This window comes from Deinococcus piscis (assembly GCF_014653275.1).
GTDB classification, from domain to species: Bacteria; Deinococcota; Deinococci; order Deinococcales; family Deinococcaceae; genus Deinococcus; species Deinococcus piscis.
On the sequence record NZ_BNAL01000006.1, the window covers coordinates 32,417 to 55,665 of the forward strand.

At 65.6% G+C, this 23,249-nt stretch carries 19 protein-coding genes; 11 read left to right on the forward strand and 8 right to left on the reverse strand.

The genetic code is table 11. The features are described 5' to 3' along the window. The first annotated feature begins 11 nt into the window (after positions 1–11). The 3 genes from IE158_RS03690 to IE158_RS03700 are packed head-to-tail and all read left to right on the forward strand — an operon-like array spanning position 12 to position 2,359. Positions 12–635: a MazG nucleotide pyrophosphohydrolase domain-containing protein gene (locus tag IE158_RS03690; protein WP_189642328.1), complete on the forward strand. Its 624-nt coding sequence runs from the start codon at positions 12–14 to the stop codon at positions 633–635. Next, a complete protein-coding gene (locus IE158_RS03695; protein ID WP_229838879.1) occupies positions 628–1,224 on the forward strand; it encodes an NUDIX hydrolase in 597 nt (198 codons plus the stop codon). Before IE158_RS03690 ends, IE158_RS03695 begins: the two co-directional genes overlap by 8 nt. Before the next feature lie 43 nt (positions 1,225–1,267). After that, complete coding sequence (locus IE158_RS03700) at positions 1,268–2,359, forward strand: aminopeptidase (RefSeq protein ID WP_189642329.1); 1,092 nt, start codon at positions 1,268–1,270, stop codon at positions 2,357–2,359. 66 nt (positions 2,360–2,425) lie between these two features. Here IE158_RS03700 and IE158_RS03705 read toward each other — a convergent pair whose 3' ends face one another. From IE158_RS03705 to IE158_RS03715, 3 genes are all read right to left on the reverse strand, one after another. Continuing rightward, positions 2,426–6,244, reverse strand: coding sequence for a DEAD/DEAH box helicase (locus tag IE158_RS03705; RefSeq protein WP_189642330.1), 3,819 nt, complete (start codon positions 6,242–6,244; stop codon positions 2,426–2,428). Next, positions 6,241–7,836 carry a peptide chain release factor 3 gene (locus tag IE158_RS03710; protein ID WP_189642331.1) on the reverse strand — a complete coding sequence of 532 codons (1,596 nt, stop codon included), beginning with the start codon at positions 7,834–7,836 and terminating at the stop codon, positions 6,241–6,243. Before IE158_RS03710 ends, IE158_RS03705 begins: the two co-directional genes overlap by 4 nt. A 276-nt stretch (positions 7,837–8,112) precedes the next feature. Beyond that, on the reverse strand, positions 8,113–8,496 hold the full coding sequence (locus IE158_RS03715) for an ACT domain-containing protein (RefSeq protein WP_189642332.1): 384 nt from the start codon (positions 8,494–8,496) through the stop codon (positions 8,113–8,115). A 43-nt stretch (positions 8,497–8,539) separates the two neighbouring features. Between IE158_RS03715 and IE158_RS03720 the strand changes: the two genes are divergently transcribed. Together IE158_RS03720 and glgP are read left to right on the forward strand one after the other, a co-directional pair. After that, positions 8,540–9,250, forward strand: a complete 711-nt coding sequence (locus IE158_RS03720; protein WP_189642333.1) for an SDR family oxidoreductase — start codon at positions 8,540–8,542, stop codon at positions 9,248–9,250. Positions 9,251–9,315: 65 nt separating this feature from the next. Further along, positions 9,316–11,835 (forward strand): alpha-glucan family phosphorylase, encoded by a 2,520-nt coding sequence (glgP, locus tag IE158_RS03725; protein WP_189642334.1) that lies wholly within the window; start codon positions 9,316–9,318, stop codon positions 11,833–11,835. A 207-nt stretch (positions 11,836–12,042) separates the two neighbouring features. Here glgP and IE158_RS03730 read toward each other — a convergent pair whose 3' ends face one another. The 3 genes from IE158_RS03730 to IE158_RS13720 all read right to left on the reverse strand — a co-directional run bounded on the left by IE158_RS03730 (position 12,043) and on the right by IE158_RS13720 (position 15,155). Then, a complete protein-coding gene (locus tag IE158_RS03730; protein WP_189642335.1) occupies positions 12,043–13,191 on the reverse strand; it encodes a sensor histidine kinase in 1,149 nt (382 codons plus the stop codon). Positions 13,192–13,209: 18 nt separating this feature from the next. Then, a complete protein-coding gene (locus tag IE158_RS03735; protein ID WP_189642336.1) occupies positions 13,210–14,094 on the reverse strand; it encodes a hypothetical protein in 885 nt (294 codons plus the stop codon). Positions 14,095–14,162: 68 nt separating this feature from the next. Beyond that, positions 14,163–15,155, reverse strand: coding sequence for an NUDIX domain-containing protein (locus IE158_RS13720; RefSeq protein ID WP_308430668.1), 993 nt, complete (start codon positions 15,153–15,155; stop codon positions 14,163–14,165). Between the two features lie 238 nt (positions 15,156–15,393). Here IE158_RS13720 and IE158_RS03745 point away from each other — a divergent pair, with 238 nt between their 5' ends. Further along, positions 15,394–15,636: a cold-shock protein gene (locus tag IE158_RS03745; RefSeq protein WP_013614633.1), complete on the forward strand. Its 243-nt coding sequence runs from the start codon at positions 15,394–15,396 to the stop codon at positions 15,634–15,636. A 241-nt stretch (positions 15,637–15,877) separates the two neighbouring features. Here IE158_RS03745 and trmFO read toward each other — a convergent pair whose 3' ends face one another. Beyond that, the gene (gene trmFO / locus IE158_RS03750; protein ID WP_189642386.1) at positions 15,878–17,263 is read right to left on the reverse strand and encodes a methylenetetrahydrofolate--tRNA-(uracil(54)-C(5))-methyltransferase (FADH(2)-oxidizing) TrmFO; all 1,386 of its coding nucleotides are present in this window, start codon (positions 17,261–17,263) and stop codon (positions 15,878–15,880) included. Between the two features lie 115 nt (positions 17,264–17,378). Here trmFO and IE158_RS03755 point away from each other — a divergent pair, with 115 nt between their 5' ends. From IE158_RS03755 to IE158_RS03765, 3 genes are read left to right on the forward strand one after another with little or no spacing between them, the layout of a single operon-like run. Next, the gene (locus IE158_RS03755) at positions 17,379–18,476 is read left to right on the forward strand and encodes a DUF6232 family protein (protein ID WP_373295822.1); all 1,098 of its coding nucleotides are present in this window, start codon (positions 17,379–17,381) and stop codon (positions 18,474–18,476) included. Beyond that, complete coding sequence (locus IE158_RS03760) at positions 18,473–19,171, forward strand: response regulator transcription factor (protein ID WP_189642337.1); 699 nt, start codon at positions 18,473–18,475, stop codon at positions 19,169–19,171. The genes IE158_RS03755 and IE158_RS03760 overlap by 4 nt, the downstream gene beginning before the upstream one ends. Before the next feature lie 53 nt (positions 19,172–19,224). Further along, positions 19,225–19,968 carry an AIM24 family protein gene (locus IE158_RS03765; protein WP_189642338.1) on the forward strand — a complete coding sequence of 248 codons (744 nt, stop codon included), beginning with the start codon at positions 19,225–19,227 and terminating at the stop codon, positions 19,966–19,968. Between the two features lie 78 nt (positions 19,969–20,046). On the opposite strand, the gene trxB is transcribed toward IE158_RS03765, so the two are convergent. Next, the gene (gene trxB / locus IE158_RS03770) at positions 20,047–21,054 is read right to left on the reverse strand and encodes a thioredoxin-disulfide reductase (protein WP_189642339.1); all 1,008 of its coding nucleotides are present in this window, start codon (positions 21,052–21,054) and stop codon (positions 20,047–20,049) included. A 138-nt stretch (positions 21,055–21,192) separates the two neighbouring features. On the opposite strand from trxB, the gene ruvA reads away from it, so the two are divergent. Continuing rightward, the gene (gene ruvA, locus IE158_RS03775) at positions 21,193–21,780 is read left to right on the forward strand and encodes a Holliday junction branch migration protein RuvA (RefSeq protein ID WP_189642340.1); all 588 of its coding nucleotides are present in this window, start codon (positions 21,193–21,195) and stop codon (positions 21,778–21,780) included. Positions 21,781–21,930: 150 nt separating this feature from the next. Then, positions 21,931–23,208 (forward strand): low temperature requirement protein A, encoded by a 1,278-nt coding sequence (locus IE158_RS03780; protein ID WP_189642341.1) that lies wholly within the window; start codon positions 21,931–21,933, stop codon positions 23,206–23,208. Positions 23,209–23,249: the final 41 nt, after the last annotated feature.

Genomic DNA, 23,249 nt, shown 5'->3' on the forward strand with positions numbered 1-23,249 from the left:
ACCATAAGGAAATGCAAGAGTTGCTGACCACCATGCGCCGGCTGCGTGCCCCAGACGGTTGCCCCTGGGACCGCGAGCAGACCCACGAGTCGCTGCGGCCCTACCTGCTAGAAGAAGCGGCTGAGGCTGTGGATGCCGTAGCGCAGGGCCCTGCCGAGCTATGCAGCGAGCTGGGTGACGTGCTGCTGCAAGTGGCTTTTCACGCGGTCATTGCCGAGGAGGCAGGCACGTTCGGCTACGCGGACATTGAGCGCAGCATCGTGGACAAGATGGTCCGGCGTCATCCGCATGTGTTTGGGGGACACCCACAGCTGAACCAGGCGGGCGAGGTGCTGGGCGTGTGGGAGCAGGTCAAGCGCGAAGAACGTGGCGGGCGTGAGCCGACCCTGGCCGAGCAGATTCCAGCTGGCTTAGGAGCGCTGGAACGTGAGCGGCAGGTCCAGAAGAAAACCGGCGTGGCTGCCGGAAGCCGCGCCTCCCTGCTCCGTGCCATTGAGGAAGCCCCGGAGACGGCGGAGGGGATAGGCGCAGTCCTGGCCGCCGCTGTGGCCTGGGCGCGGGCGGCGGGCGTCAACCCTGAACTGGCGCTGCGGGACCACACGGCCCGCACGCTTCCCGGGGCCAGCCGTGACTGAGCGGGTGCCCGACCCGCTGGACGAATCGCTGCTGTACGACCCGGCTGCCGACCCCTGGGCCGCCTGGGTGGCCCGCCGCGCCCGGCAGGGGCTGGAGCTGCCCGAATTCCGCCGCGCCGCTGTGCTGGCCGCGTTGTCGCTGGAGCGGCCAGCACGGCTGCTGCTGACGGTGCGCTCGGCAGACCTGCCCACCCACCAGGGGCAGGTGGCTTTTGCGGGTGGCAAGCTGGAAGTGGGGGAGACGCCCACTCAAGCGGCGCTGCGGGAAGCCTGGGAAGAGGTGGGATTGCCTCCGCAGCAAGTGACCTTGCTGGGCGAGCTGGACGATGTGTTCACCCCGCTGGGCTTTCACGTGACCCCGGTGCTGGCCCGCTTCCAACCCCCAGCAAAATTTGCCCTGAGTGGCGAGGTGGACCGGCTGCTGCTGTGCACGCTGGACGAACTGCGTGCTACGGCGGCTCCGCCCACCACCCGCACCCTGCCGGATGGCCGCAGCTACCCCATGTACGAGTATTTTCCCCAGGGCGTACGCGTGTGGGGGATGACGGCCCGCATTCTGCACGACCTGCTGGAAGCGGGGGTGGAGTAGGGGAAGCCGCCCCCGCTTCGCCGGATGCTTTACGCTGGAAGGCATGCCCCAACTGATCTCTTACGACCCTGCCAAGCATGCTGACCTGCTGGTGGACTACTGCCTGTACGCCCAGCCCGGTGAGCGCCTCCAGATTGCCAGTTCCACTCTGGCGCTGCCGCTGATGCAGGAGCTGTACCGCGCCGTGCTGCGCCGGGGAGCGCGCCCGGTGCTAAACCTGGAATATCCCGGTCAGCTGGACGACTTCGCCGCGCTGGCCGCCGACGATATTCTGGATCAGGTTCACGACGCGGACGTGCAGAACATAGCCGGAATGGACGGCACCCTGCGCGTCAAAGCGCCGGAAGACCCAGCGGGCGGTGCCCCCAAGCGCCAGGCCCGCCTGATTGCCAGCGGGGCGCGGCTGGCGGCGGTGCGCTCACAGAAAAAGTGGAGCCTGACCCTGTACCCAACCGAGTTTGCAGCCAAGCAGGCCGGGATGGCCCTGCCTGAATTCGAGGATTTCGTGATGCGGGCGATGTTCCTGGACCGCGCCGACCCGGTGGCGGCCTGGGGCGAGGTGCGTGAGATGCAGGCCGGGCTGATTGAGCGCCTGCGTACCGCCGACCAGTTCCGCATCCAGAACGCGGGCACCGACCTGACCTTCTCGGTGAAGGGGCGCACCTGGGCCAACTCGGACGGACGGCGCAACATGCCCAGCGGCGAGGTCTTTACCGGCCCTATCGAGGACAGTGCCAACGGCTACGTGACCTTTAGTGTGCCCACCATCTACGGTGGGCAGTGGGTGCGCGGTGCCCGGCTGGAATTCAGGGACGGCGCAGTGGTAGACGCCCGCGCCGACGAGGGCGAGGACGTGTTGCTGGCCGCACTGGACACCGACCCCGGCGCGCGCCGCCTGGGCGAAATCGGCATCGGGTCCAACTTCGGGATTCAGCAGCCTACCGGCAATATTCTGTTTGACGAAAAGATGGGCGGCACGGTTCACCTGGCGCTGGGCCGCTCTTACCCTGAGACGGGCGGCGTGAACGAAAGCGGTATTCACTGGGACCTGATTACCGACCTGCGCCCGGCGGCGGGTGGCGGCACCCTGACCCTAGACGGCGAGGTATGGCAGCGAGACGGTCAGTTCGTCTGAGTGAGGCGTAAAGAGGCCGGGCCGCGAAGTTGTACTTGCGGCCCAGTCCTTTTGTGCTGACGGTGCCTAGTCTTCGCTGCCCGGCGCGGCAGTGTTCCGGCGGCGGGGTCGCTTGAGTGGGGCTGGGTCAGTGTTGGAAGTCGTGCTAGCAACCTTGGCGCGGCCTTTCGCCCCTGCTTGTGCGGGGGTTTGCGTGTCTGTGGCCTGCTTGCGGGTGCGGCGTGCGGGCTTGGCACTGGAGGCTGGGGTGTCCGGCAGTGGGGCGCTGTCTGGTTGCTCGTTCTCTGGCTCAGCTGCGGCGGTGCGGCGGCGGGCCGGGGTGGGCAAGGGTGCAGCTTCCGCGTCTTCGCTCCCTTGATCTCCGGCTTCCAGCGGGGCCAGCAGCGCGTCCAGGTCATCCTGGGTCAGCTGCACGGCACTGCTCAGGCCGCCGTCCAGCACCCCGCTGGCCAGGGCTGCCTTGCGGGCTTGCAGGTCCAGAATCCGCTCCTCTACGCTGCTAGCGGCAATCAGCTTGTAGACAAACACCGGTTGGTCCTGCCCGATGCGGTAAGCGCGGTCGGTGGCCTGCGCTTCGGCAGCGGGGTTCCACCAGGGGTCTATGTGAATCACGGTGTCGGCTGCCGTCAGGTTCAGGCCCACGCCCCCAGCCTTGAGGCTGATCAGGAACACTTCGGCCTCGCCACTCTGAAAGCGCTCGATGGCCTCGGCCCGCTTGCGGGTCTGCCCGGTCAGCTTGCTGTAGCGCAGGCCCAGCTCGCGTAGGTCCTCTTCCAACAGGCCCAGCAGGGAAGCGAACTGGCTGAAGATCAGCACCCGGTGCCCTTCCTCGACCAGCTGCGGCAGTTGCGAGCGCAGCCATTCGCGCTTGGCGTTGTGGCGCACCTGCTCGGCCACGCTCAGGCGCACCAGGCGGGGATCAGTGGCGGCCTGCCGGAGCTTCAGCAGCGCATCCAGCACGGTCACGCTGGAGCGGGCCAGGCCGCGCATCTCCAGTTCCTGGCGCACCCGCCCTTCCAGATTCAGGCGCACCGTTTCGTACAGGTCGCGCTGGTCGCCTTGCAGCTCCAGCCGCACGGTCACTTCGGTCTTGTCGGGCAGCTCGCGGGCCACCGAGCGCTTGTCACGCCGCAGCACGAAAGGCCGGATGCGGGCGGCCAGGGCACGTTGCCGCGCCGCGTCGCCACCTTTTTCGATGGGGGTGCGGTACAGCTGAGCGAACTGCCGCTCGCTGCCCAGCAGGCCCGGCATCAGGAAGTGAAACAGCGACCACAGCTCGCCCAGGTGGTTTTCCAGCGGGGTGCCGGTCAGGGCCAGCCGGTGCCGGGCGTCCAGTGCCCGTGCGGCGCGGGCGGCTGCGCTGCGCGGATTTTTGATGTTCTGCGCTTCGTCCAGAATGACCAGGTGAAACGGCTGCGCCCTGAGCTCTTCGATGTCGCGGGGAAGCAGGGCGTAGCTGGTCAGCACCAGGTCGTAGTCGGCCAGCGACCCAAAGTGGCGGTGACGGCCCGGGCCGTGGAGCGTCAGCACCCTCAGCTGAGGCGTGAACTTCGCAGCTTCCGAGCGCCAGTTGCCGAGCACCGAGGTGGGAGCCACCACCAAGCTGGGCAGATCGGCGCGGCCAGAGCGCTTTTCGGTGAGCAGGTGGGCCAGGGTTTGGACCGTTTTGCCCAGGCCCATATCGTCGGCCAGCACGCCGCCCAGCCCGTATTCGCGCAGGAATTGCAGCCAGCCCAAGCCCTGCCGCTGATAGGGCCGCAGCTTGGCCTGAAGGCCACGTGGGGCGCGGGCCGGGGCAATGCCTTCAAAGTTCTGAAGGCGCTGCCCCAGTTCCAGCAGGTCCTGGTGGCCCAGCCAGCGCAGGCCCAGGGCGCGGTCCAGCTCGGCCAGGCGGCCTGCGTCCAGCACCGACAGCCGCAGCGGCTCGCCCGAGCGTCCGCTTAGGTGCAGCTCGACCAGCACGCTGAGGATGTCACGCACCCGCGCTGCAGGCAGGGCCAGGGTGCGGCCACCGGGAAGTGCGGTCAGCAGCGGGCGGTCATCCGGCAGCGCTGCTAGTGTGGCCGGGTCCAGCAGCTCCGGCTGACGGTCCAGCAGTCCGGCCAGCAAGGGCAGCAGACTGTGGCGCTGCCCGCCCACCATGACCCCCAGTTCCAGATCAAACCAGCTGCCGCTGGCGTCCTCTTCGGCTGCGCCGTACCACTCTTCAATCTCGGCAAAGTGATAGGGGAAGGAGGCGGTGACGTCTACCCGGAAGCCCGACGCTTCCAACCGGGGACGCACCTCCTGCAAGAAGTGGTACCACTCCGCCGGGTCGGTCACGCTGTACAGGCAGCCCAGCTCGCCCAGTTCGGGCTGTGGCTGGGTGGCGGGCGGAAACAGCTTACTCAAGGGATGCAGGCCCGTGCCTGTCAGTTGGCGCTTGGCCTGGGCTTCGGCTTCGGGGTCGCGGCGGTAGAGCGTCTGGGCCGCACCCTGTGTGTCGTCCAGGCGCTGACCGGCGTACTCGTGATGGAGCGCCGCCACAGCCACGGGCTGCACCTGCCGGTGCTTGCCCCGGCCCGCCAGCACACCTGTTTCCAGGAGCGTCAGCACGGGTTGGTGCGCGGCCACTTCGGCATGCTCCTGCATGGCCTGCGGCAAGGGGAATTTGCCCGCCCGCTCGCCCAGCAGCTCCTGCATCTGCACAGCCATTAGGGTCCGGGTGGCGGCGGCCTGCTCAGGAGGCACCGGAGGCAGGGCGAGCAGCGCCGTTTCCACCTCGGCGGGCAGCAGGCTCACCACTTCGCCCAGCTGGCCGCTTTCCCGGTCCAGATACCAGCGGCTGTGCAGGCCGAACAATTGCTCGTCGCTCAGTCCGCTCGGCGCACGCAGCTCGAACTGCTGCACTCCGCCCCGGCGCTGGGCCCAGGCATAGCGCAGGGTGCGGGCCGGCCCGGGCGCCAGCGGCTGCGGGTCGCTGCCTACATGCAGTCGCCCCGTCGCCAGCAGGGCCGCCAGCAGGTGGTCGGTCAGCGGTTCGCGCCGCAGCAGCTGCACCGGCTGATCGTTGAGGGTGGCTGGGTCGCCGTATTCGCTCAGGCCGCGCAGCAACTCACGGTCACTGTCGGCACCCGGCGGAAGGGTCTCCAGCCAGCCGCGCCGCCACTCCAGGCTGCCTGCGGGCGGCAAGTCCAGCGGCTGCTCGGGCAGCAGCGTGCCGGAGCGGGCGTAGCGGGCCTGCTCCACGCCCACACTGACCAAAAAGGGGCCACCTTCGGGATCAGGAATCAGGTTCAGGCGGTAGCGCAGCGCCTGCCCACGCCGTGGCGTGTCGGGGCGGCGCAGGCCACGCAGCAAAGGGCCGTACTGCTCGGCGGCCCGTGCCCGCGAGACTCGCCCGCCTGCTGGGCGGGATTCGGCGGGGTGCAGGGCCTGGCCCGCCTGTTCGCTCGCCGCTTCTCCTGGTGCGCCGCTGCCTGCCCGCTTTTTCTTTTTCTTCTTGCGGCGGCTGGGCTCGGCGTCTTGGCTCTGGCTGCCGTGTGTGTCTGGGGCTGCGGAGACCGGCTCAGCGTCCTGCTGAGCGGCTCCTTGCTCCGCTTCGGCCTGCGCCAACGCCTGCTGCGCCCGGTCCAGCTGCTCACTGCCAAGCACCCGCGCCAGGTGTAGGCACAGCGCCTCACCGCACGAGCAGCGGCTATCCAGCAGCTGCCCGCCCGCGTCCAGCACAAAGCGCTGCGCGAACCAGCGTTTGCCCGCCCGCACGCGCGCATTGCCCTTGGTGCCCTGCGGGATGCGGCGCAGTTTCAGGCCCTTAATAGCCCCTTCAGGCAGGTCCTGCGCGGCGCTGAGCGTGGCCGGGTCAAACCCGCCGAGGTCCGGTGAACTAAGGTCAGGAACCGTCATTCGACGCGGGTCAGGTCCTTGGGCAGCGGCAGAAACTCGATTTCGGGGTGCTGCTCGGCGGTGTAGTCCAGGTCGTATTTGGACCGAAACAGCATCACCGGGCGGCCCTGGTCGTCTTCCATGCTGCGGGCAAAGCGGGCCACGCTGCCCTCGTCACCGGCCAACCAGCGCACCAGCGAGTAGCTCGTCACGCTCATTTCCACTTCCACCTTGTATTCCTCTTCCATGCGCGCCTGGAACACCTCGAATTGCAGCGGGCCCACGGCGCCCAGGAACGGCTCACGCGCCCCGTCGGTGGGATAAAACACCTGCACCACGCCTTCTTCGGCCAACTGGGTCAGCCCTTTCATAAAGGCCTTGCGCTTGCCCACGTCCTTCAGGTACACGCTGGCAAAAGTTTCGGGTGTAAAGCGTGGGAAGCTCGGCAGCGCCACTTTGCCGCTCACGCTCACCACGTCGCCAATCTGAAACACGCCGGGGTTGACCAGACCCACGATGTCGCCGGGATAGGCTTCTTCCACCTTTTCGCGGTCCTGGGCAAACAGGGTGTGGGCCTGCGACAGCCGCAGCTTGCGCCCTGTGCGTCCGTGAATCACGTCCATGCCCCGGTCAAACTCGCCCGACATCACCCGCATGTAGGCGGTGCGGTCGCGGTGGGCCTTGCTCATGTTGGCCTGCAATTTGAAGATAAATCCGGCAAATTCCTCGGTCGGCTCACGCATGCCCTGGTCGGTTTCTACCGGCCCCGGCGCAGGAGCCAGCTCCACGAAATTGCTCAGGAAGTGTTCTACCCCAAAGTTGTTCATGGCGCTGCCAAAGAACACCGGGGTCATTTCTCCGGCCAGGAAAGCGTCCAGGCTGAATTCGGGCAGGGCGCCTTCAATCAGCTCCACTGCTTCGGCCAGGGCGGCGGCCAGGTCAGCACCCACCAGCCCCGCCAGCTGCGGGTCATCCAGGCCAGCGGTCTGTACAGGTGCGCGGTGCTTGCCGCCCGACGTGCGCTCAAAGGCCAACACCCGCCCGGTCTGAAGGTCGTATACGCCCTTGAAATCGGGGCCGTCGCCAATTGGCCAGGTGAGCGGCACGGCGGTGATGCCCAGCGACTCTTCGACCTGGTTCAGCAGCTCGAAGGGGTCGAGCGCGGGGCGGTCCATCTTGTTCACGAAGGTCAGGATGGGAATGCCCCGGTTGCGGCACACCGCAAACAGCTTCTCGGTCTGCGCCTGAACGCCACGCGCCGCGTCCAGCACCATCAGCGCCGAGTCAGCGGCGGTCAGGGTGCGGTAGGTGTCTTCGCTGAAATCCTGGTGTCCTGGGGTGTCCAGCAGGTTGATGTGGCGGCCCTCGTACTCAAAGGTCAGCGCCGAGCTGGAAATGGAAATCCCGCGCTGCTGCTCGATGCTCATCCAGTCCGACTGGGTGTGCGAGCGGCCCTGCTTGGCAGTCACGCTGCCAGCTTCCTGAATCGCGCCCCCGTACAGCAGCAGCTTCTCGGTGATGGTGGTCTTGCCGGCGTCGGGGTGAGAAATGATGGCAAAGGTGCGGCGGCGGTCAATTTCGCCCTGCAACTGGGCGGATGGTGCTTGGGTCATGGGTACTCCTGGCGTCACGGCTCCGGCGCGCTTCCAGACGGGAAAGGCGGTCAGAGTGGGAAAGCTGATTGCTGCGGCGATATCCGGCCTTCCCTCTCCGCGCTGGACGCAGAAAGCTGGGGAAGGGCGGAACAAAGACTCCAGGCCAGGGGCTCAGGGTGGACCGGGGCGCGGCCAGCGTGGAGCGGCAGACATGCGGGCCATGATAGCAACTGGCGCAGGGGCGGAGGCCAAGAGGTGGAGGCCAGCAAGGAGAGCGCAGGAAAGGGAAAGCCCCTAGTCGCGCACGCTGTGCCCCGCTGCTCTCAGGGCGGCCATGGCCCCGGCCAGCTGAGCGCGGCTGACCAGTACATAGTCGGTGTCAAAGGTGCTCACCGCAAAAATGCCTATCTCGGCGTCCCGCAGCGGGTCCAGCACACTGCTCAGGATGCCGGTCAGGTCAAAGGGGAAAGGTCCTTCTAGCTTCAGCGCCGCCCAACCAGCCTGGGCCTGCACTCCGGCAGGCACCCCCTGCGCCGCGCACAGCACTGACAGTTCCTCGGCAGTGCGGCTGACCGTCCAGAACTCGCCCTCGGTGGCCCACGCGGGCAGCGGTTCGGCAGGGTTCAGGCGGCACACGGCATATTCGCCGCGCAGCAGGGTCAGGGTCAATTCGGGCATGATCTCAGTGTAGATAACGGTGGGGCCGGGGTACGCTGACCTCATGACCAACCCTGCTTCCCGCCCCCTCACCCTCATCACTGGCGCCACCGGCGGTATCGGCCGGGCCACCGCCTTTGCCCTGGCCCCCGACCACGACCTGATTCTGCAGGGCCGCAGCCGCGCCGCGCTGGAGGACTTGCAGCGTGAGGTGCAGCTCCAGCATCCCCACACGCGGACAGAGCTGCTGGAGCTGGACCTGCTGCGCCCCGATACCTTCGCCGCCGCCGCCGACCTGCGCCCCACCCATCTGGTCCACAACGCGGGCGTGGCCGAGCTGGGCGCAGTCGCCGAGCAGACCCACGACCGCTGGACCTGGACCCTGGCGGTCAATGTGGTCGCCCCCGCCGAGCTGACCCGGCTGCTGCTGCCCTCGGTGCAGGCGGCGCGGGGCACCATCGTCTTTATCAACTCGGGCGCGGGCCTGCGGGCGAATGCCGGCTGGGCCAGCTACGCGGCCAGCAAGCATGCGCTCAAGGCCCTGGCCGACGCCCTGCGCCAGGAAGTGGCCGACTCCGGGGTGCGGGTGGCCAGCCTGTACCCTGGCCGCACGGCCACGCCGATGCAGCAGGCCATTCGGGAGCAGGAGGAAGCCGCGTACGACCCCGCCGCCTTTATCCAGCCGGCTACCGTGGCCGACGTGGTGCGTTACGTGCTGGCCGCCCCGCGTGACGTGTCGCTGGACGACGTGGCTGTGCGCCCTGGCCCGCGCTGAAGCCTGCCCGACCTCTTCTTGGTCCGGCAACCCTGGTCCGGCCGCCCTGGGCTAAGCTGTGAGGCATGAATATTCTCGGCAAAGTGACGGTGCTGCCCAAGTTGCCGGCGGCCATCGGGCGGCTTTCGGAGCTGGCCTACAACCTCTACTGGAGCTGGGAACCCCGCGCCTGTGGCCTGTACCGCGACCTCGATCCAGACATCTGGGAAACCTACGGCCACAACCCGGTTCGCACCCTGCTGGAAGTGAGCAGCGAAAATATGGACCGCGCCGCCGCCGACCCCGAGTTCGTGCGCCGCTATGAGGCGGTCATGGCCGAATTCGATGCCTATATGGGCAAAAAAGACACCTGGGCCAGCCGCCACGCGCAGGCCCTGGGGCCAGTCGCCTACTTCAGCATGGAGTACGCCCTGCACGAGTCGCTGCCCATCTATTCGGGCGGTCTGGGCGTGCTGGCCGGCGACCACTGCAAGAGTGCGTCTGACCTGGGCTTGCCGTTTACCCCGGTGGGTCTGCTGTTCCACGACGGCTATTTCCGCCAGACCCTGGGCCGCGACGGCTGGCAGGAAGAAAAGTATGACCGCCTGGACCTGACCACCTTGCCCATTCGCCCCATTCGCACCCCCGAGCAAGACGAGCTGCGGATTTCGCTGGACATTGGTGGGCGCACGGTGGCCGCCCGCGTGTGGCAGCTGAACGTGGGCCGTATCCGCATGCTGCTGCTGGACACCGACGTGCCCGAAAATCACCCGGATGACCGCCTGCTCACCTCGCGGCTGTACGGCGGCGACCAGGAAATGCGGCTCAAGCAGTACATGCTGCTGGGCATCGGCGGGGTGCGGGCGCTGCGGGCGGCGGGCGCACCTGCTGAGGTCTGGCACATGAACGAGGGCCACGCGGGCCTGCTGAATCTGGAGCGCATCCGCGAGCGGGTTGAGCAGGGCCTGGACTTTCACACCGCCCATGAGCTCACGGCAGGCAGCACCCTCTTTACCACCCATACCCCGGTTCCTGCGGGCAACGACGCCTTCGCCTGGGACCTGATGGACCGCTACCTGGGGAGCTGGCCCGCGCAGCTGCATACCACCCGCGAGCATCTCTACTCGCTGGCCCAGAGCGAGGCGATGGAAGAGCACGGCCCGGCCTTCAACATGACCGTATTTGGCCTGCGCATGAGCCGCATGGCGAACGGGGTGTCCAAGTTGCACGGCCAGGTCAGCCGCGATATGTGGAAGGGGCTGTACCCCGGCCTGTATCCCGAAGAAGTCCCTATCGGCCACGTGACCAACGGGGCGCACAACCTCAGCTTTACCAGCCAGCGGATGCGCGACCTGCTGGGCACGGTGATGCCCGCAGACTGGACCGAGCGCCTGCACGAGCCGGAGCTGTGGCAAAACGTGGAGCAGCTGACCGGCGACCAGTTGGCCGACGTGCAACGCGAAATGAAAGCCGAAATGATTGCGTTCGTGCGGCACCATCAGCGTGAAATGCTGCTGCGCAACGGTGCCGGTGCCGCTGAACTGGGCTACACCGACACCCTGCTCAGCCCCGACGTGCTGACCATCGGCTTTGCCCGCCGCTTTGCCACCTACAAGCGGGCCACGCTGCTGCTGCGTGACCGCGAGCGCCTCAGCCGCATCGTGAACCACCCGGAGCGTCCGGTGCAGTTCGTCTTTGCGGGCAAGGCGCACCCCGCCGACAACCCCGGCAAGGCGCTGATTCAGGAAATCTACCGCGTCTCACAGCTGCCTGAATTCCGGGGCAAGATCGTGATTCTGGAAAATTACGATATGCATGTGGCCCGCCGTCTGGTGCAGGGGGTGGATGTCTGGATGAACAACCCCCGCCGCCCGCTGGAAGCCTCGGGGACCAGTGGCATGAAGGCGTCATTCAACGGTAGCCCTAATTTCAGTGTGCTGGACGGCTGGTGGGTCGAAGGCCACCTGGACGGCAACGCCAACGGCTGGCCGATTGGTGAAGAGCGCGAGTACGCCGACCAAGCGGTGCAGGACGATGCCGACGCCTTCAGCCTCTATCAGACACTCGAGCAGACCATCGTGCCGCTCTACTATGGCGAGCGGGACGGCGAGGCGGGTGGCTGGGCCGGAGTGGTCCGCAGCGCCATCGAATCGGTCAGCGCCCAGTTCTCGATGCAGCGCCAGGTGATTGATTACGTGCAGTGCTACTACTTGCCGCTCAGCGAGCGCCGCGCCCTGCTGGCTTCGGGCAGCAGCGGGCGGGCCCGCGAAATTGCGGAGTGGAAAGCTTGGATTGAGAACCAGTGGCCGCAGGTTTCGCTCAGCGCTACCCATCATCTGCCCACCACCGCCGAGCCGGGCGAGCAGGTCCAGATCACGGCCCAGGTCAACCCCGCCCGCATCGCCCCCGAGGAACTGCGGGCCGAAGTGGTGCTGCGCCGGGGCCACCGGGTCGAGCGCGTGCCGATGGACCGCCAGGAGGGCGGCGAGTACGCGGCCACCGTCTCGCTGGACCGCAGCGGCATGTACGAGGTGGGTGTGCGCCTGTATCCCCACTTGCCCGACCTCAGCCACGACTTTGAGCTGGGCCTGGTCAAGTGGGCTTAGCAGACTAGCCGAGCAACAGGGGCAAGCAGTTGGGAAGAACCCGCTGCTTGCCCTGCCTGCGTTGCAGCAATGATAGGAAGGCTCGCTGTTCATCGTCCGCCGTTACGACATCAGAGCAAGCACAGCCTCTGGAGCTTTGCGCGGGTTAAGAGTGCCCAAACAAACCGTCAAACACTCCCTGTCTCTGCATGCTCAAGTCCAGATGCGCTAGAACAGCAGCTCCACATCGTCCTGATCGTCTTGGCCGCTGAGCGGCAGGGCCAGTGTGAACTTGGACCCTCGGCCACGCTCGGACTCTACCCAGATGCGGCCCCCATGCTCCTCGGCGGCCAGCTTGCAAAATGCCAGCCCCATACCGGTGTCGAAGCGGCCATGTAGGGTCAGGCGCGATTGCTCGAAGGCAGCAAACAGCCGGGGGATGTCCTCGGCGGGAATGCCCTCGCCGTCGTCCGTGACGCTCAGCAGCAATTCATGACCACTCACTTGGGTCTCCAGTTGGATTGAGCCGCGCTGCGTGGTGTGCTTGAGTGCGTTGCTCAGCAGGTTGGCCAGTACCCGGCGCAGCATGGTGGGGTCAGCGCTCAGCGGCGACATGGGGGCCAGACCAATGCTGACTTGGCGGTCGCTCAGGCCCGCGCCCACATCGCCCAGCGACTGCTGCACAATTTGCTCCAAGTGATCGCGGCTGAGCAGCTCACGCTTGAGGTGCATCTTCCCGGCCTGAATCTTGCGCACGTCCAGCATGTTGAGCGACAGGTGCAGCAGGTGGCTGGTCTCGTCGCGGGCCACTTCCAGCAGGTCCTTGGCATCGGGCGGCAAGCGGGGGTCGTCGGCCACCACTTCCAGCAGGCCCAAGATGGCCGTGATCGGGTTTTTCAGGTCATGGACCAGCATGTGGACCAACTGGTCGCGTACCCGCTCCTCGCGCTCCCAGCCCTCCAGAGCACTTTCCACCTGCCGCAGCTGAAAGCGCAGCGCTTCTTGAGCCGTCGCTCGCCGCAGCAGGGCCTCGGCCTGAGCAGCCAGCAGGTGCGGTGGCGTACTCACCGGCAAGGTCACATCTGCTCCCGCTTCCAGCAGGGAAGGCCACTGGTCAGGGCGGTCCAGCAGCAGCCAGCTCGTTCCTTCAAGGCCATGATGCCGCCGCAGCAGGGGCAGCACCTCCGTCCAGTTGCCTGGCGCGGCCCCGCTCACGATCACCACTGCGCCGGGCCGGGTTTGTTCAGGCAGGCGCAGCAGCATCTCCACGTCGGTGACTGGCCGGACGCTCACGCCGATCAATTCGGCCTCTAGGCGGCTGGGCAGTTCAGGAGGCCCGCCCAGTACCAACAGCAGTTCGCCGGGGCCCGGAATCATACGGCTCCTTCTTCGGTGTTAGCGAACAAGGTATCCCTGCTCCCGGAAGCGGGTCAGCCACGGCTCGATCTCTGAAAGGGGCGTGTCGTGCTCCAGAGCGAACTCGGCGGGGCTGAGGCCGTGAACCAAAGACGTGATCAGCAGCAGCGGCAGGCCCTGACCAAACTCGGCCCGGAACTCGCCGTGGGCCGCCGTAATCGGACTGAGGACGTCCCGTCCGCGCAGGGTGGGCGCGTAGGTGGCATGAGCCCACCCTGCCAGATGCCGGGGAAGTACCAGCGGCTGTGGCGGTCCGCTCACCGGGAAAGCCGCCTCATAGGGCAAAGTGGCGTCCAGGGTAGCAATGGCCTCACCCTGGGCGTACAGTACTGCGCCGTCTGGACGAGCGTACACGCCACTAAAACTGGGGCTCAGCTCAAATTTCTGGGCTCCCGCGCCCAGGCCGCTCAGCAGCTCGGCATAAGTGGTCGGCAGCGGATAAGCATTCAGGCTCGCTCCGCCCTGGTAGGACAGAATCAGTTCGCCGAGCGCCTGTTGCCCCACGATGCTCTCAGTAGGTACATTTTTGCCGCTGTGTAGCCGGTCAGAAGCTGCAGCCACGGGCCGGCCCCGCAGCAGCAGGACCCAGACGCTGTGTCCCTCGGCCTGAGCGTGGAGGTAGCCGCTCCACCCCTGCACCTGCAAATGCGACAGATAAATGTACAGGTCGCAAAATTCAGTATTCAGCCCCAGCTGGCTGGGAGGCGTGTCCGGCAAAAAGCGGGCCAGAAAAGGCTGCACCTCCTGAAACCGGGGGCGCAGGCGCGGCAGCTCCGGGACGGCGGCGGACACTGGAACAGCCGCTTTGGCCGCTTCGCTGCGGCGGCTGGTGCGGGTGGCGCGTGGGGTGTCTCCTTCAGGCATGGGTCCTCTCCAGGGCGGCAGGCCGCCAATGTGGCTCAGTCTACCGTAAGGGGCAAGGCGCGTCAGGCTCAGTGAGTTTCAGGCTCAGTGGTGCTTGCCGCTGGCTGGCCCTGCACTAGCCCGCCGAGTGGCCGCAGGTGCTGGCGGTAGTGCTGGGCATTGGCCACGTAGCGGGAGGCATTCTCGAAGTGGCCTGCTGGACCGATCACCCGCGCCGGGACGCCGACAGCCACCATGCCATCAGGCACAGTGTCGCCCTCACGCAGTAGGGCACCCGCGCCCACCACTGCGCCCCGGCCCACCCGTGACCCGCTCAGCAGGGTGGCTCCCATGCCAATCAAGCTGCCCTGTGCACAGTGGGCTCCATGCACCATGGCCCCGTGTCCCACCGTCACGTCCTCTTCCAGGATGCAGGGATGGCCGCGTTCGGTGTGCAGCACTGCACCGTCCTGCACATTCGAGCGTGCGCCTACGCGCACAGGCTCGATATCTCCCCGCAGAACCGCACCAAACCACACCGAGCTTTCCTCGGCCAGCTCTACCGTGCCAATCACTGCCGCCGTAGGGGCCACGTAGGCACTGGGATGTAGCTGTGGGTGACGTTCGCCTAGGGCGTACAGCGGGCCAGAAGCAGAGCCACGGAGCCGTGCCCAGCGTTCCTCGGCCAGCCACAGCAGCTGGCGGTCTTCGGGGAAGCTCAGCCGCTGGGCGGCCTCCTGCACCTCATAAAACCCGCCGTCCCCAAAGGTGTCTTCCAGCTGCACTTCTGTGCTGTGGGCCTGCATGAGAAACCAGTCAATCATGCGCCGCTGCCCACGTGAATTGGTGTAGTGGGTGGGCGGCAGCCAAGCCAGTTCGGCAGCATGCACGCCCGTCTCTTCTAGGATTTCGCGCACTGCCGTTTGCGTGGGTGTCTCGCCGGGTTCCAGGTGGCCTTTGGGAAAGGTCCAGCCGCCCCCACGGTACTCCACCAGGAGGACATGCCCAGCAGCACTGAAGACAACGCCTCCAGCACCTGGCTGGATGTCTGAGGCAGAGGTGGCCGTCACGGCTTTGGTCATAGGACCAGTATAGATATGGCCAGTGCAGGCAGTCCTGGCTGCGTGGCTCCAGGCTGCCCGCCCTCAGCAGGGCACAGCATTCGGCACCTCAGGGGCCCGCACATAAAGCGGACCTTCACCATCTGACACCTTTGCTGGAGAGGCGTGCCATAATGTGACCGTCTGAGCACCAGCCAAGACAAGTGGTAGCTGTCCAGTGGGCAGATGCCGGCTGCGCTGCACAGATGCAAGGAGATGTATGCCTCAAGGACGAGTAAAATGGTTTAGCGTGGAAAAAGGGTATGGCTTCATTGAGCATCCCGGAAACCCCGATGTGTTCGTGCACTACAGCGCCATCCAGAGCGGCGGTTTCCGCAAGCTCAACGAAGGCGATGAAGTCGAGTTCGAAGTTGGCGATGGTCAGGGCGACCGTGGCCCCCAGGCCAAGAACGTGGTTGTGACCAACGCCGCTCCGGTGAGCGACCGCAACGAACGCTGGTAAGTTTTCAGCCCGTCGCTGAACCATTCGGCAAGCCCATCAGGGAAGCCATAATAATTTTGGTTGTAGTGACAGCCGCTTCCTTTTTAGGGGGCGGTTTTTTGGTTGCTGGGGGAGTGGCAGGGGCTACTTTTTGGCCTCACGACTTTCCAGTCGTTGCCGTGATGGCCTGTGGAGCCAGAGCCTAAAAAAGAGAGGGCCAGAGTGTCTCGACTGCCCTCTCCTGACTGCCCTCCACTGAATGTCAGCTGTGGGCTATAGCTGCGGGCTTCTCTTGGGCAGCGGCAGGCTGAGCGGTGGCGGGCAGTGTCACTACCAGGCCCTGTGCCTCGGCCCAGGTGCTGAACGCCTGGAGGCCAGCGCGGAACATCAGTGGGCGCTTTTCGCGTTTGCCCCACTTGCGCTTGCCTGCAGGCAGCTCGGGGTCTGGGACCAACGCCCAATTCACATTCATCGGCTGAAAGCCTTTCGGGTTGGCGCTGGCCAGATAATGCACCAGGCCGCCCAGCATGCTGCTCTGCGGCGGTGCGCTGGGCTCCAGCCCCTGCGCGAGCCGGGCAGCGTTCAGCCCGGCCAGCCAGCCAGTCGCAGCTGATTCCAAATATCCTTCGGTACCGGCCAGGACACCGGCCACGAACTTTTGCGGGTCGGCCTTCAGTTGCAGGGTTTCCCGCAGGACCTCCGGGGCGTTGAGGTAGGTGTTGCGGTGCATCACGCCGTAGCGGACGATTTCAGCTTGCTCCAGGCCTGGAATCAGCGCCACCAGTTCCTTCTGGTCACCCCACTTCAGCCCAGTCTGGAAGCCCACCAGTGACCACATCCGCCCCTCTGCGTCTTCTTGGCGCAGCTGCGCTACCGCGTACGGCCAGCGCCCGGTCCGTGGGTCGTCCAGGCCCTTGGGTGACATGGGGCCAAAGCGCGGCGTATCCGGTCCCCGGCGTGCAATTTCCTCAATGGGCATACAGCCTTCAAAAAATTCCAGCTTTTCCCAGTCGTGCGGCGTGTGGGTGCGGGCCGTTTCCAGCGCTCCAATGAAGCGCAGGTACTCTTCTTTGGTAAAAGGGCAGTTGATGTAATCGGCGCTCTGATCGTAGCGCCCAGCCCGCCAGGCCACGTTCATGTCAATGCTGCTGGCGTCCAGTACTGGAGCGGCAGCGTCATAAAAGCTCAGACGCTCGCTGCCGGTCAGGCGGGCGAGGTCTTCGGCCAGTGCATCGGAGGTAAGCGGCCCCGACGCAATCACGCAGATGCCTTCAGGCACACGCTCCAGCTCTTCTTCGACCACCGTGATGAGGGGGTGACGGCGCACCTGCTCGGTGACTGAGGCACTAAAGGCGTCACGGTCTACCGCCAGCGCATTGCCCGCAGGCACCCGGCTGCGGTCCGCTGTGCCCACGATGGTACCGCCCACCGAGCGCAGTTCGGCCTGGAGCATGCCCTTGGACTGCATTTCCCCCTCGCCGCCCAGACTGGTAGAGCAGACCAGTTCGGCAAAGTCGCCGGTGCGGTGGGCTGGAGTCATTTTGCGTGGGCGCATCTCGTACAGGCGTACACGCACCCCCTGTGCGGCGGCGCTCAGTGCAGCTTCGGACCCTGCCAGCCCAGCGCCAATTACAGTGATTTCAGGCATCGTCATCGTGCCAGTGTAGCGGGCAGGGGAGAGCCGAGCGGCTGCGGCATTCACCTTTGGTCCTGGCCGCGCCGGGTGACGGGGCTGTCATAGCGCCACTTCTACAGTGAGCAACGTGAGCATAAGGCAGGCCCCCGCACTGACGGCCCAGAGGACTGCCGGTGCGGGTCAGCCCCGCCCGGCTGTGCAGACCAGTTTGCGCTTTCAGATTACGGCGGTGATCGCGCTGCTGGCCTTTTTGCCGAATCTGGTCGTCACGGTTGTGGTGGGTCCCCGCTTGCCGGGCGTGACGCTGGCCGTGTGGATTGGGCTGGTGGCGCTGCTGTCGGGCATGATCGCCTGGCTGCTGAGCGGCGTCTTGCTGCGGCCACTGCTCCGGCTGCACGCGGAGGTGGAAGAGGGCGACTTCGGGGTGCTGCAAAGTGATGACCCTACCGAAATCCGGGCGCTGCGCGTGGCTTTTGCGGGGTTGCTGGCACGCTTGGGCACAGAACAGGGTCGCCGCAACGCCTTTATGGCCACCCTGGTGCATGACCTCAAAACTCCGCTGATCGCCACCGGCCACCTGGTTCACTCGCTCACCCACTTTGATCTGACACCGACACAAAAGGCCGAAATCAGTGACAATTTGCTGGCCGAAAATCGCCGCCTGCTGACCCTGGTCAGCCAGATGGCCGATGCCCACCGTTTTGAGCGTGACGATGTACGCCTGGACCCTCATCCGACGGACCTGCGCTCCTTGTTGGAGCGGGTGGCAGGACGCCAGACCGTCGCAGCCGACCACCAGCTGGCTTTGCAGGTGCAGGGTGCAGGACAGGCCGTGGTGGACGCCGCCGTCTTGGAACGCGCTGTGACCAACCTGACAGACAATGCCCTGCGCTACGCCCAGCACCGGGTGGTGTTGTCCGTGACGGCGCAAGGGTTGGAAATCTGCGACGACGGCCCTGGCCTGAGTGCGGCGCTGGACGATCTGGCGCAGCCGTTCAACAGTCAGCCTGCCCTGATTGCCGGGCAGCACTACACCGCGGGCACCGCGGGCCTGGGCCTGTTTATCGCCCGGCGAATTGCGGAGGCCCACGGGGGCTCGCTGAGCTACGCCCGCAGCGCTGCTCCCCACGCCCTCAGCATTTTTACCCTGCACCTGCCCGAAGTGGTGCTGGACGCGCCGGCGGCTGCGCCTGACCAGCCTGCGCCAGAAAGGAGCGCCCTATGACCGAACATTCCCGCATCTCCCACTTTGAGATCCTAGACCTGAAGCGCCGCCCTGGTGAGCGCATAGGTGAGCAGAGTTCTATACCGTCCGGCGCGCCCTCTCTGGCAGCTTTTACCCTCGTCATCGCGGACGACCATCCGCTGTTCCGCATGGGGCTCAAGTACGCCCTTTCCCATCAGGGCTTTGAGGTGGTGGCTGAGGTGGCCAGTGGGACAGAAGCCCTCAGGGCCTGCCGCGAACTGCGTCCGACGGCGGCCCTGCTGGATGTCAAGATGCCGGGCCTGACAGGGATCGAAGTCTGCCGTCAGCTGCGTGCCGAATGCCCCGAGGTGCTGAGCATCCTGATCACCACTTTTGCTGAGCCGGCCATTATTCAAGCGGCGCGGGAGGCGGGAGCCAGAGGCTACCTCTCCAAAGAAACCGATCCCCCGGCACTGGCCGAGCAGCTGCGGGCCATTATTCAGGATCCCACCCAGGACCGCTTGCCCCGCGTGGACGTGCCCCGGCTGACCCCGCGTGAGAGCGAGGTGCTCCCGCTGCTGGCCCAGGGCCTGAGCAACAAAGAAATTGCCCGCGAACTGGGAGTCAGCCCCGATACGATCAAGGACCATCTGGCGCGGATGTACGGCAAGCTGGATGCTTGTGACCGCACCGAGGCCGTCAGCCGTGCCCGGACCATCGGCTTGCTGGAGTAGGGCCAGCAAGCTGGGGGCTGGAACCTGGCAGCGCTCCGGCCCGTACTGGGAGCATGACACAGGATGAATTCCCGCAGGGCCGCGAAACAGCCTCACCTGATCAGGTTGCCAGCACCCGCTTGCAGGATTTTCTGCACCAGACCGCTGAGCGCGACAACCCCGGCGAGGTCTTCGAGCTCGAATCCCCCCGTATGCTCGAAGCCCATATCCAGGGCAGCATCTGGAGCAAGCTGGGCGCGATGGTGGCCTACAAGGGCAATCTCACCTTCCGTCGCGAGGGCATGCTGGCCGGGGGCATGATGAAGGCGCTCAAGCGTGCGGTAACCAGCGAAATGACCCCACTGACCCGGATTGAGGGTCAGGGCGTGTGCTACCTGGCAGACAGAGGCAGGCAAATCACCATTTTGCGGCTAGAAGACGACACCCTGAACGTGAACGGCAACGACCTGCTGGCCTTCGAGGAGAGTGTGGACTACGACATCACCATGCACCGCCGCATGGCGGGCTGGGCGAGCGGTGGCCTGTTCAGTGTGCGCCTGAGTGGGCGTGGTCTGGTCGCCCTGCTCAGCCAGGGGCAGCCGCTGACGCTGCCGGTGCGGCCCGGTGAGCCGGTCACGACGGACCCCAACGCCACTGTGGCCTGGAGCGCTGGCCTGAGCCCTGAGCTGCGCATGGATTTGTCGCTGAAAACCCTGCTGGGGCGCGGCGGTGGGGAAACATTTCAGATGGTGTTTGAAGGCAGCGGGTTCGTGGTGGTGCAGCCCAGCGAAGAGACGCCGGTGCTGATCAGCGGTTGAGCCGGAGGGAAGGTCAGCCAAAAGAGTGGAGCGGGTCTGCGTAGCGCAGCCGCTCCCTCAGGGGTCAGTTGCTCGCCCTTAGTCGGTGGCCGCTGCCTGGGCTGGGGTGCTTTCGCCAGCGCTGGCCGCGTGTGGGAAAGCGGCTTCCAGCTCGGCCAGGGAGCGCTCGGCGGTCATGGCGGCGCGGGTGCCGGTGCCCACGCTGGTCGCCAGCTGGCGGTACACCCAGTCGCTTACGTCACCGGCAGCGAACAGCATCGGCACGCTGGTGTAGATATCTTCGCGCACGTCCACGTAGCCGTCTTCCCGCAGCTTGACCGTGTCGCCCAGAAAGCCCGTGTTGGGGATATGTCCGATAAAGACAAAGACACCGTCCGTCTCCATCACGCTTTCTTCGCCGGTCTTCAGGTTTTTCAGGCGCACGCCCGTCACCTGCTCATCGCCCAGAATTTCTTCCACGGTGGTGTCCCAAATGAACCGCATCTTCTCGTTGGCAAAGACGCGGGCCTGGGCCGACTTGTTGGCGCGCAGGGTGTCGCGGCGGTGAATCAGCGTGACTTCGTCGGCGAACTTGGTCAGGAACAGCCCTTCTTCCACGGCTGCGTCGCCGCCGCCCACCACCACCACGCGCTTGCCACGGTAGAAAAAACCGTCACAGGTGGCGCAGGTGCTCATGCCCTTGCCCCAGAATTTCTCTTCACCGGGCACGCCCAGGCGGCGCGGCTCAGCGCCAGTGGTCAGGATCACCGACTTGCCCTGGTAGTTGCCCGCGAAGCCCTGCACGGTAAAAGGGTATTCCACGCCGCTGGCGTCGTGGTGAATGCTCTGCACCTCGTCCATCTCAATCACTGCACCGAACTTCTCGGCCTGCTGCACCATCCGCTGGCTCAGTTCCATGCCGCTGATGCCTTCGGGAAAGCCGGGGTAGTTCTCGACCTCTTCTGTCTGGGAAATCTGACCACCGGGCATGCCCCGTTCCAGCACCAGCGTCTTGAGTTCGCCCCGGCCCGTGTAGATGGCTGCTGTCAGCCCGGCAGGGCCGCCGCCCACGATAATTACGTCGTATTGCTGGGGTTGTTCCGTCATGGATTTAGGGTAGCACCCGGCCATGCGCTCCGCTTGGGCCAGTGCCACAAAGGGAGCCCGGCTTAATACAAACCTTCGGTTTGCGCCCGCGCTGCCTGATGCCCTGTTGCTGCGCTGGCCAGTCCCTACAATGGCCAGGTGATTGTTTATCTCTCAGGCACCGTGCGCGAAGTCCGTACCAGCAGTGCCGTCGTTCAAACCGGAGGACTGGGATACGAGGTCTTTTGCCCGCAGTCCACCCTGGCCCGCCTGAAACCTGGCGAAGGGGCCGAGCTGCATACCCGCTTCATCGTGCGCGAAGATGCCCAGCTGTTGTTTGGCTTTCAGGACACCGATAGCGCCCAGCTGTTCGATCTGGTGACCGGTGTCAGTGGTGTCGGTCCCAAGTTGGGCTTGGCCCTGCTGTCGGCCATGCCCGTCTCGACGTTGGCGCAGGGCATTCTGGACGGTGACGCAGGGCTGCTGTCGAGTGTCAGCGGCGTCGGCAAAAAGACCGCCGAGCGGCTGATTCTGGAAGTACAGAGCAAAGTGCCCGCTCACCTCGCCGCACCGTCCGGCAGCAAGCCTGTCAAGGTGACCACAGCTGGAGCCGACGCGATTGACGCCTTGCTGGCGCTGGGATTCCGCGAGCCGCAGGTCCGCACCGTCGTGGCAGGCTTGCTGGCCGACGACCCGGAACAGAGCACCGACGTCCTGATTCGTAAGAGTCTTGGACAGCTCCGCTAGCGCTGGTCCACGCCGCGCACCACCGACATCACAAGCAGCGACAGCACTTCCAGTCCGGAGTTGATACGCCGACTTCGGGCCTGCTCTTGGCTGCCGTCCAGACCATCACCCCACAGCAGTTTCTTAGTTCATGCCGAGGAAAAGCGAACAATGACGCAACGAGACACCAAAGATAGAGTTGATATTCAGGATCAACCCAGCGAAACCGGGCAGGACCAGGGAATTTCGGTCAATTCCGGCTCAAAGCGGCGCGGCCAGCTCACGGCGAACGAGCAAAAGGTCAGCTGGCTTGAACTGTTCTTCGACCTGATTTTCGTTACCTCGTTCGACCAGCTCGCCAAGCGCCTGGGTGATAGCTTCTCGCCCGAGAACGTATTTATCTTCTTGTTGATGTTCGCGGCGCTGTGGTCGGTGTGGGCTGGGAATACGCAGTTTGCCGCCCGCTTTGGCAATGATCACCGCATCTACCGCTGGGGCACTCTGGTGGAACTGCTGACCCTGGGCGTGCTGAGCCTGACCCTGCGCGGTGATCTGAGTGATGTCGGCTGGCTGTTTGCGGCGGCTTATGCGTTCAACCGCTTTACTCTGGTCGTCATGTATCTGCTGGTATCGCGCTCCGAGCCGGCCGCAGCCCGCTTCTCGCAGATTACGGCGGCGGGCCTTGGCCTCTCCGGGGTGCTGTGGCTGCTCAGTATCCCCAGCAGCGACACCCTGACTCTGGTGCTGTGGGGCCTGGCCCTATTGGTCACTGTGGGCACGCCCCTGGTGGCGCAGCGCTACCACCACAATGCCTTGCCGCACCACGAGCACCTGCCTGAGCGTGTGGGCCTCCTTCAGATCATCGCGCTGGGCGGCATTGTGACCGAGCTGGTCGCGGGTGGCCGCCAGCAGCAGCTGGCCTTGCTGGATCAGGCCCCCACTTTCCTGGCGCTGGTCACCTGCATCGCGCTGTTCCGGCTCTATTTTGATCAGTCGCGTGCCCTGCCGGTGCTGATGGCGAATTTGCAGTCGCGTGGTGGCACCCTGATGGCCTGGCTCTACGCCCATCTGCCGCTGACCATCGCCATCATGATGCTGGGGGTGGGTTTCGGGCACGGCATCGCCTATGAGGACGAGCACCATGACCAGCTGAACCTGAGCTTGGTGAGCTGGTCCCTGGCGGCTGTATTTGCCTCGCTTGGGCTGATTCGCTACGCGGCTTCGCGCCTGACCAGTGTGCCGTCGCTGGACCGTTCTATGGCGGCGTTGTTGCTGGGCCTGGCGGTCAGTCTGGGCCTGGCGGCCACCCATATAGATACGCTGATTTTGCACCTGGCGACAGCCGCTGTCACTGTGGTGATTGCCCTTGTGACGGCCAAAGACGCCGCAACCAAGCGTCTAAGCGCGGTGGAAGAGCGCATCTTGGAAGAACACGGCTCGGATGAATAGGTGCTGAAAAGCTGAAAGTCTCCCTAAAGTCGCCCCCGAAC

Excerpts from the sequence above, each read along its gene's own strand:
- IE158_RS03690 (WP_189642328.1), top strand. The coding sequence starts at position 12 with ATGCAAGAGTTGCTGACCACCATGCGCCGGCTGCGTGCCCCAGACGGT.
- IE158_RS03700 (WP_189642329.1), top strand. The coding sequence starts at position 1,268 with ATGCCCCAACTGATCTCTTACGACCCTGCCAAGCATGCTGACCTGCTG.
- IE158_RS03705 (WP_189642330.1), bottom strand. The coding sequence starts at position 6,244 with ATGACGGTTCCTGACCTTAGTTCACCGGACCTCGGCGGGTTTGACCCG.
- IE158_RS03710 (WP_189642331.1), bottom strand. The coding sequence starts at position 7,836 with ATGACCCAAGCACCATCCGCCCAGTTGCAGGGCGAAATTGACCGCCGC.
- IE158_RS03715 (WP_189642332.1), bottom strand. The coding sequence starts at position 8,496 with ATGCCCGAATTGACCCTGACCCTGCTGCGCGGCGAATATGCCGTGTGC.
- IE158_RS03720 (WP_189642333.1), top strand. The coding sequence starts at position 8,540 with ATGACCAACCCTGCTTCCCGCCCCCTCACCCTCATCACTGGCGCCACC.
- glgP (WP_189642334.1), top strand. The coding sequence starts at position 9,316 with ATGAATATTCTCGGCAAAGTGACGGTGCTGCCCAAGTTGCCGGCGGCC.
- IE158_RS03730 (WP_189642335.1), bottom strand. The coding sequence starts at position 13,191 with ATGATTCCGGGCCCCGGCGAACTGCTGTTGGTACTGGGCGGGCCTCCT.
- IE158_RS03735 (WP_189642336.1), bottom strand. The coding sequence starts at position 14,094 with ATGCCTGAAGGAGACACCCCACGCGCCACCCGCACCAGCCGCCGCAGC.
- IE158_RS13720 (WP_308430668.1), bottom strand. The coding sequence starts at position 15,155 with ATGACCAAAGCCGTGACGGCCACCTCTGCCTCAGACATCCAGCCAGGT.
- IE158_RS03745 (WP_013614633.1), top strand. The coding sequence starts at position 15,394 with ATGCCTCAAGGACGAGTAAAATGGTTTAGCGTGGAAAAAGGGTATGGC.
- trmFO (WP_189642386.1), bottom strand. The coding sequence starts at position 17,263 with ATGCCTGAAATCACTGTAATTGGCGCTGGGCTGGCAGGGTCCGAAGCT.
- IE158_RS03760 (WP_189642337.1), top strand. The coding sequence starts at position 18,473 with ATGACCGAACATTCCCGCATCTCCCACTTTGAGATCCTAGACCTGAAG.
- IE158_RS03765 (WP_189642338.1), top strand. The coding sequence starts at position 19,225 with ATGACACAGGATGAATTCCCGCAGGGCCGCGAAACAGCCTCACCTGAT.
- trxB (WP_189642339.1), bottom strand. The coding sequence starts at position 21,054 with ATGACGGAACAACCCCAGCAATACGACGTAATTATCGTGGGCGGCGGC.
- IE158_RS03780 (WP_189642341.1), top strand. The coding sequence starts at position 21,931 with ATGACGCAACGAGACACCAAAGATAGAGTTGATATTCAGGATCAACCC.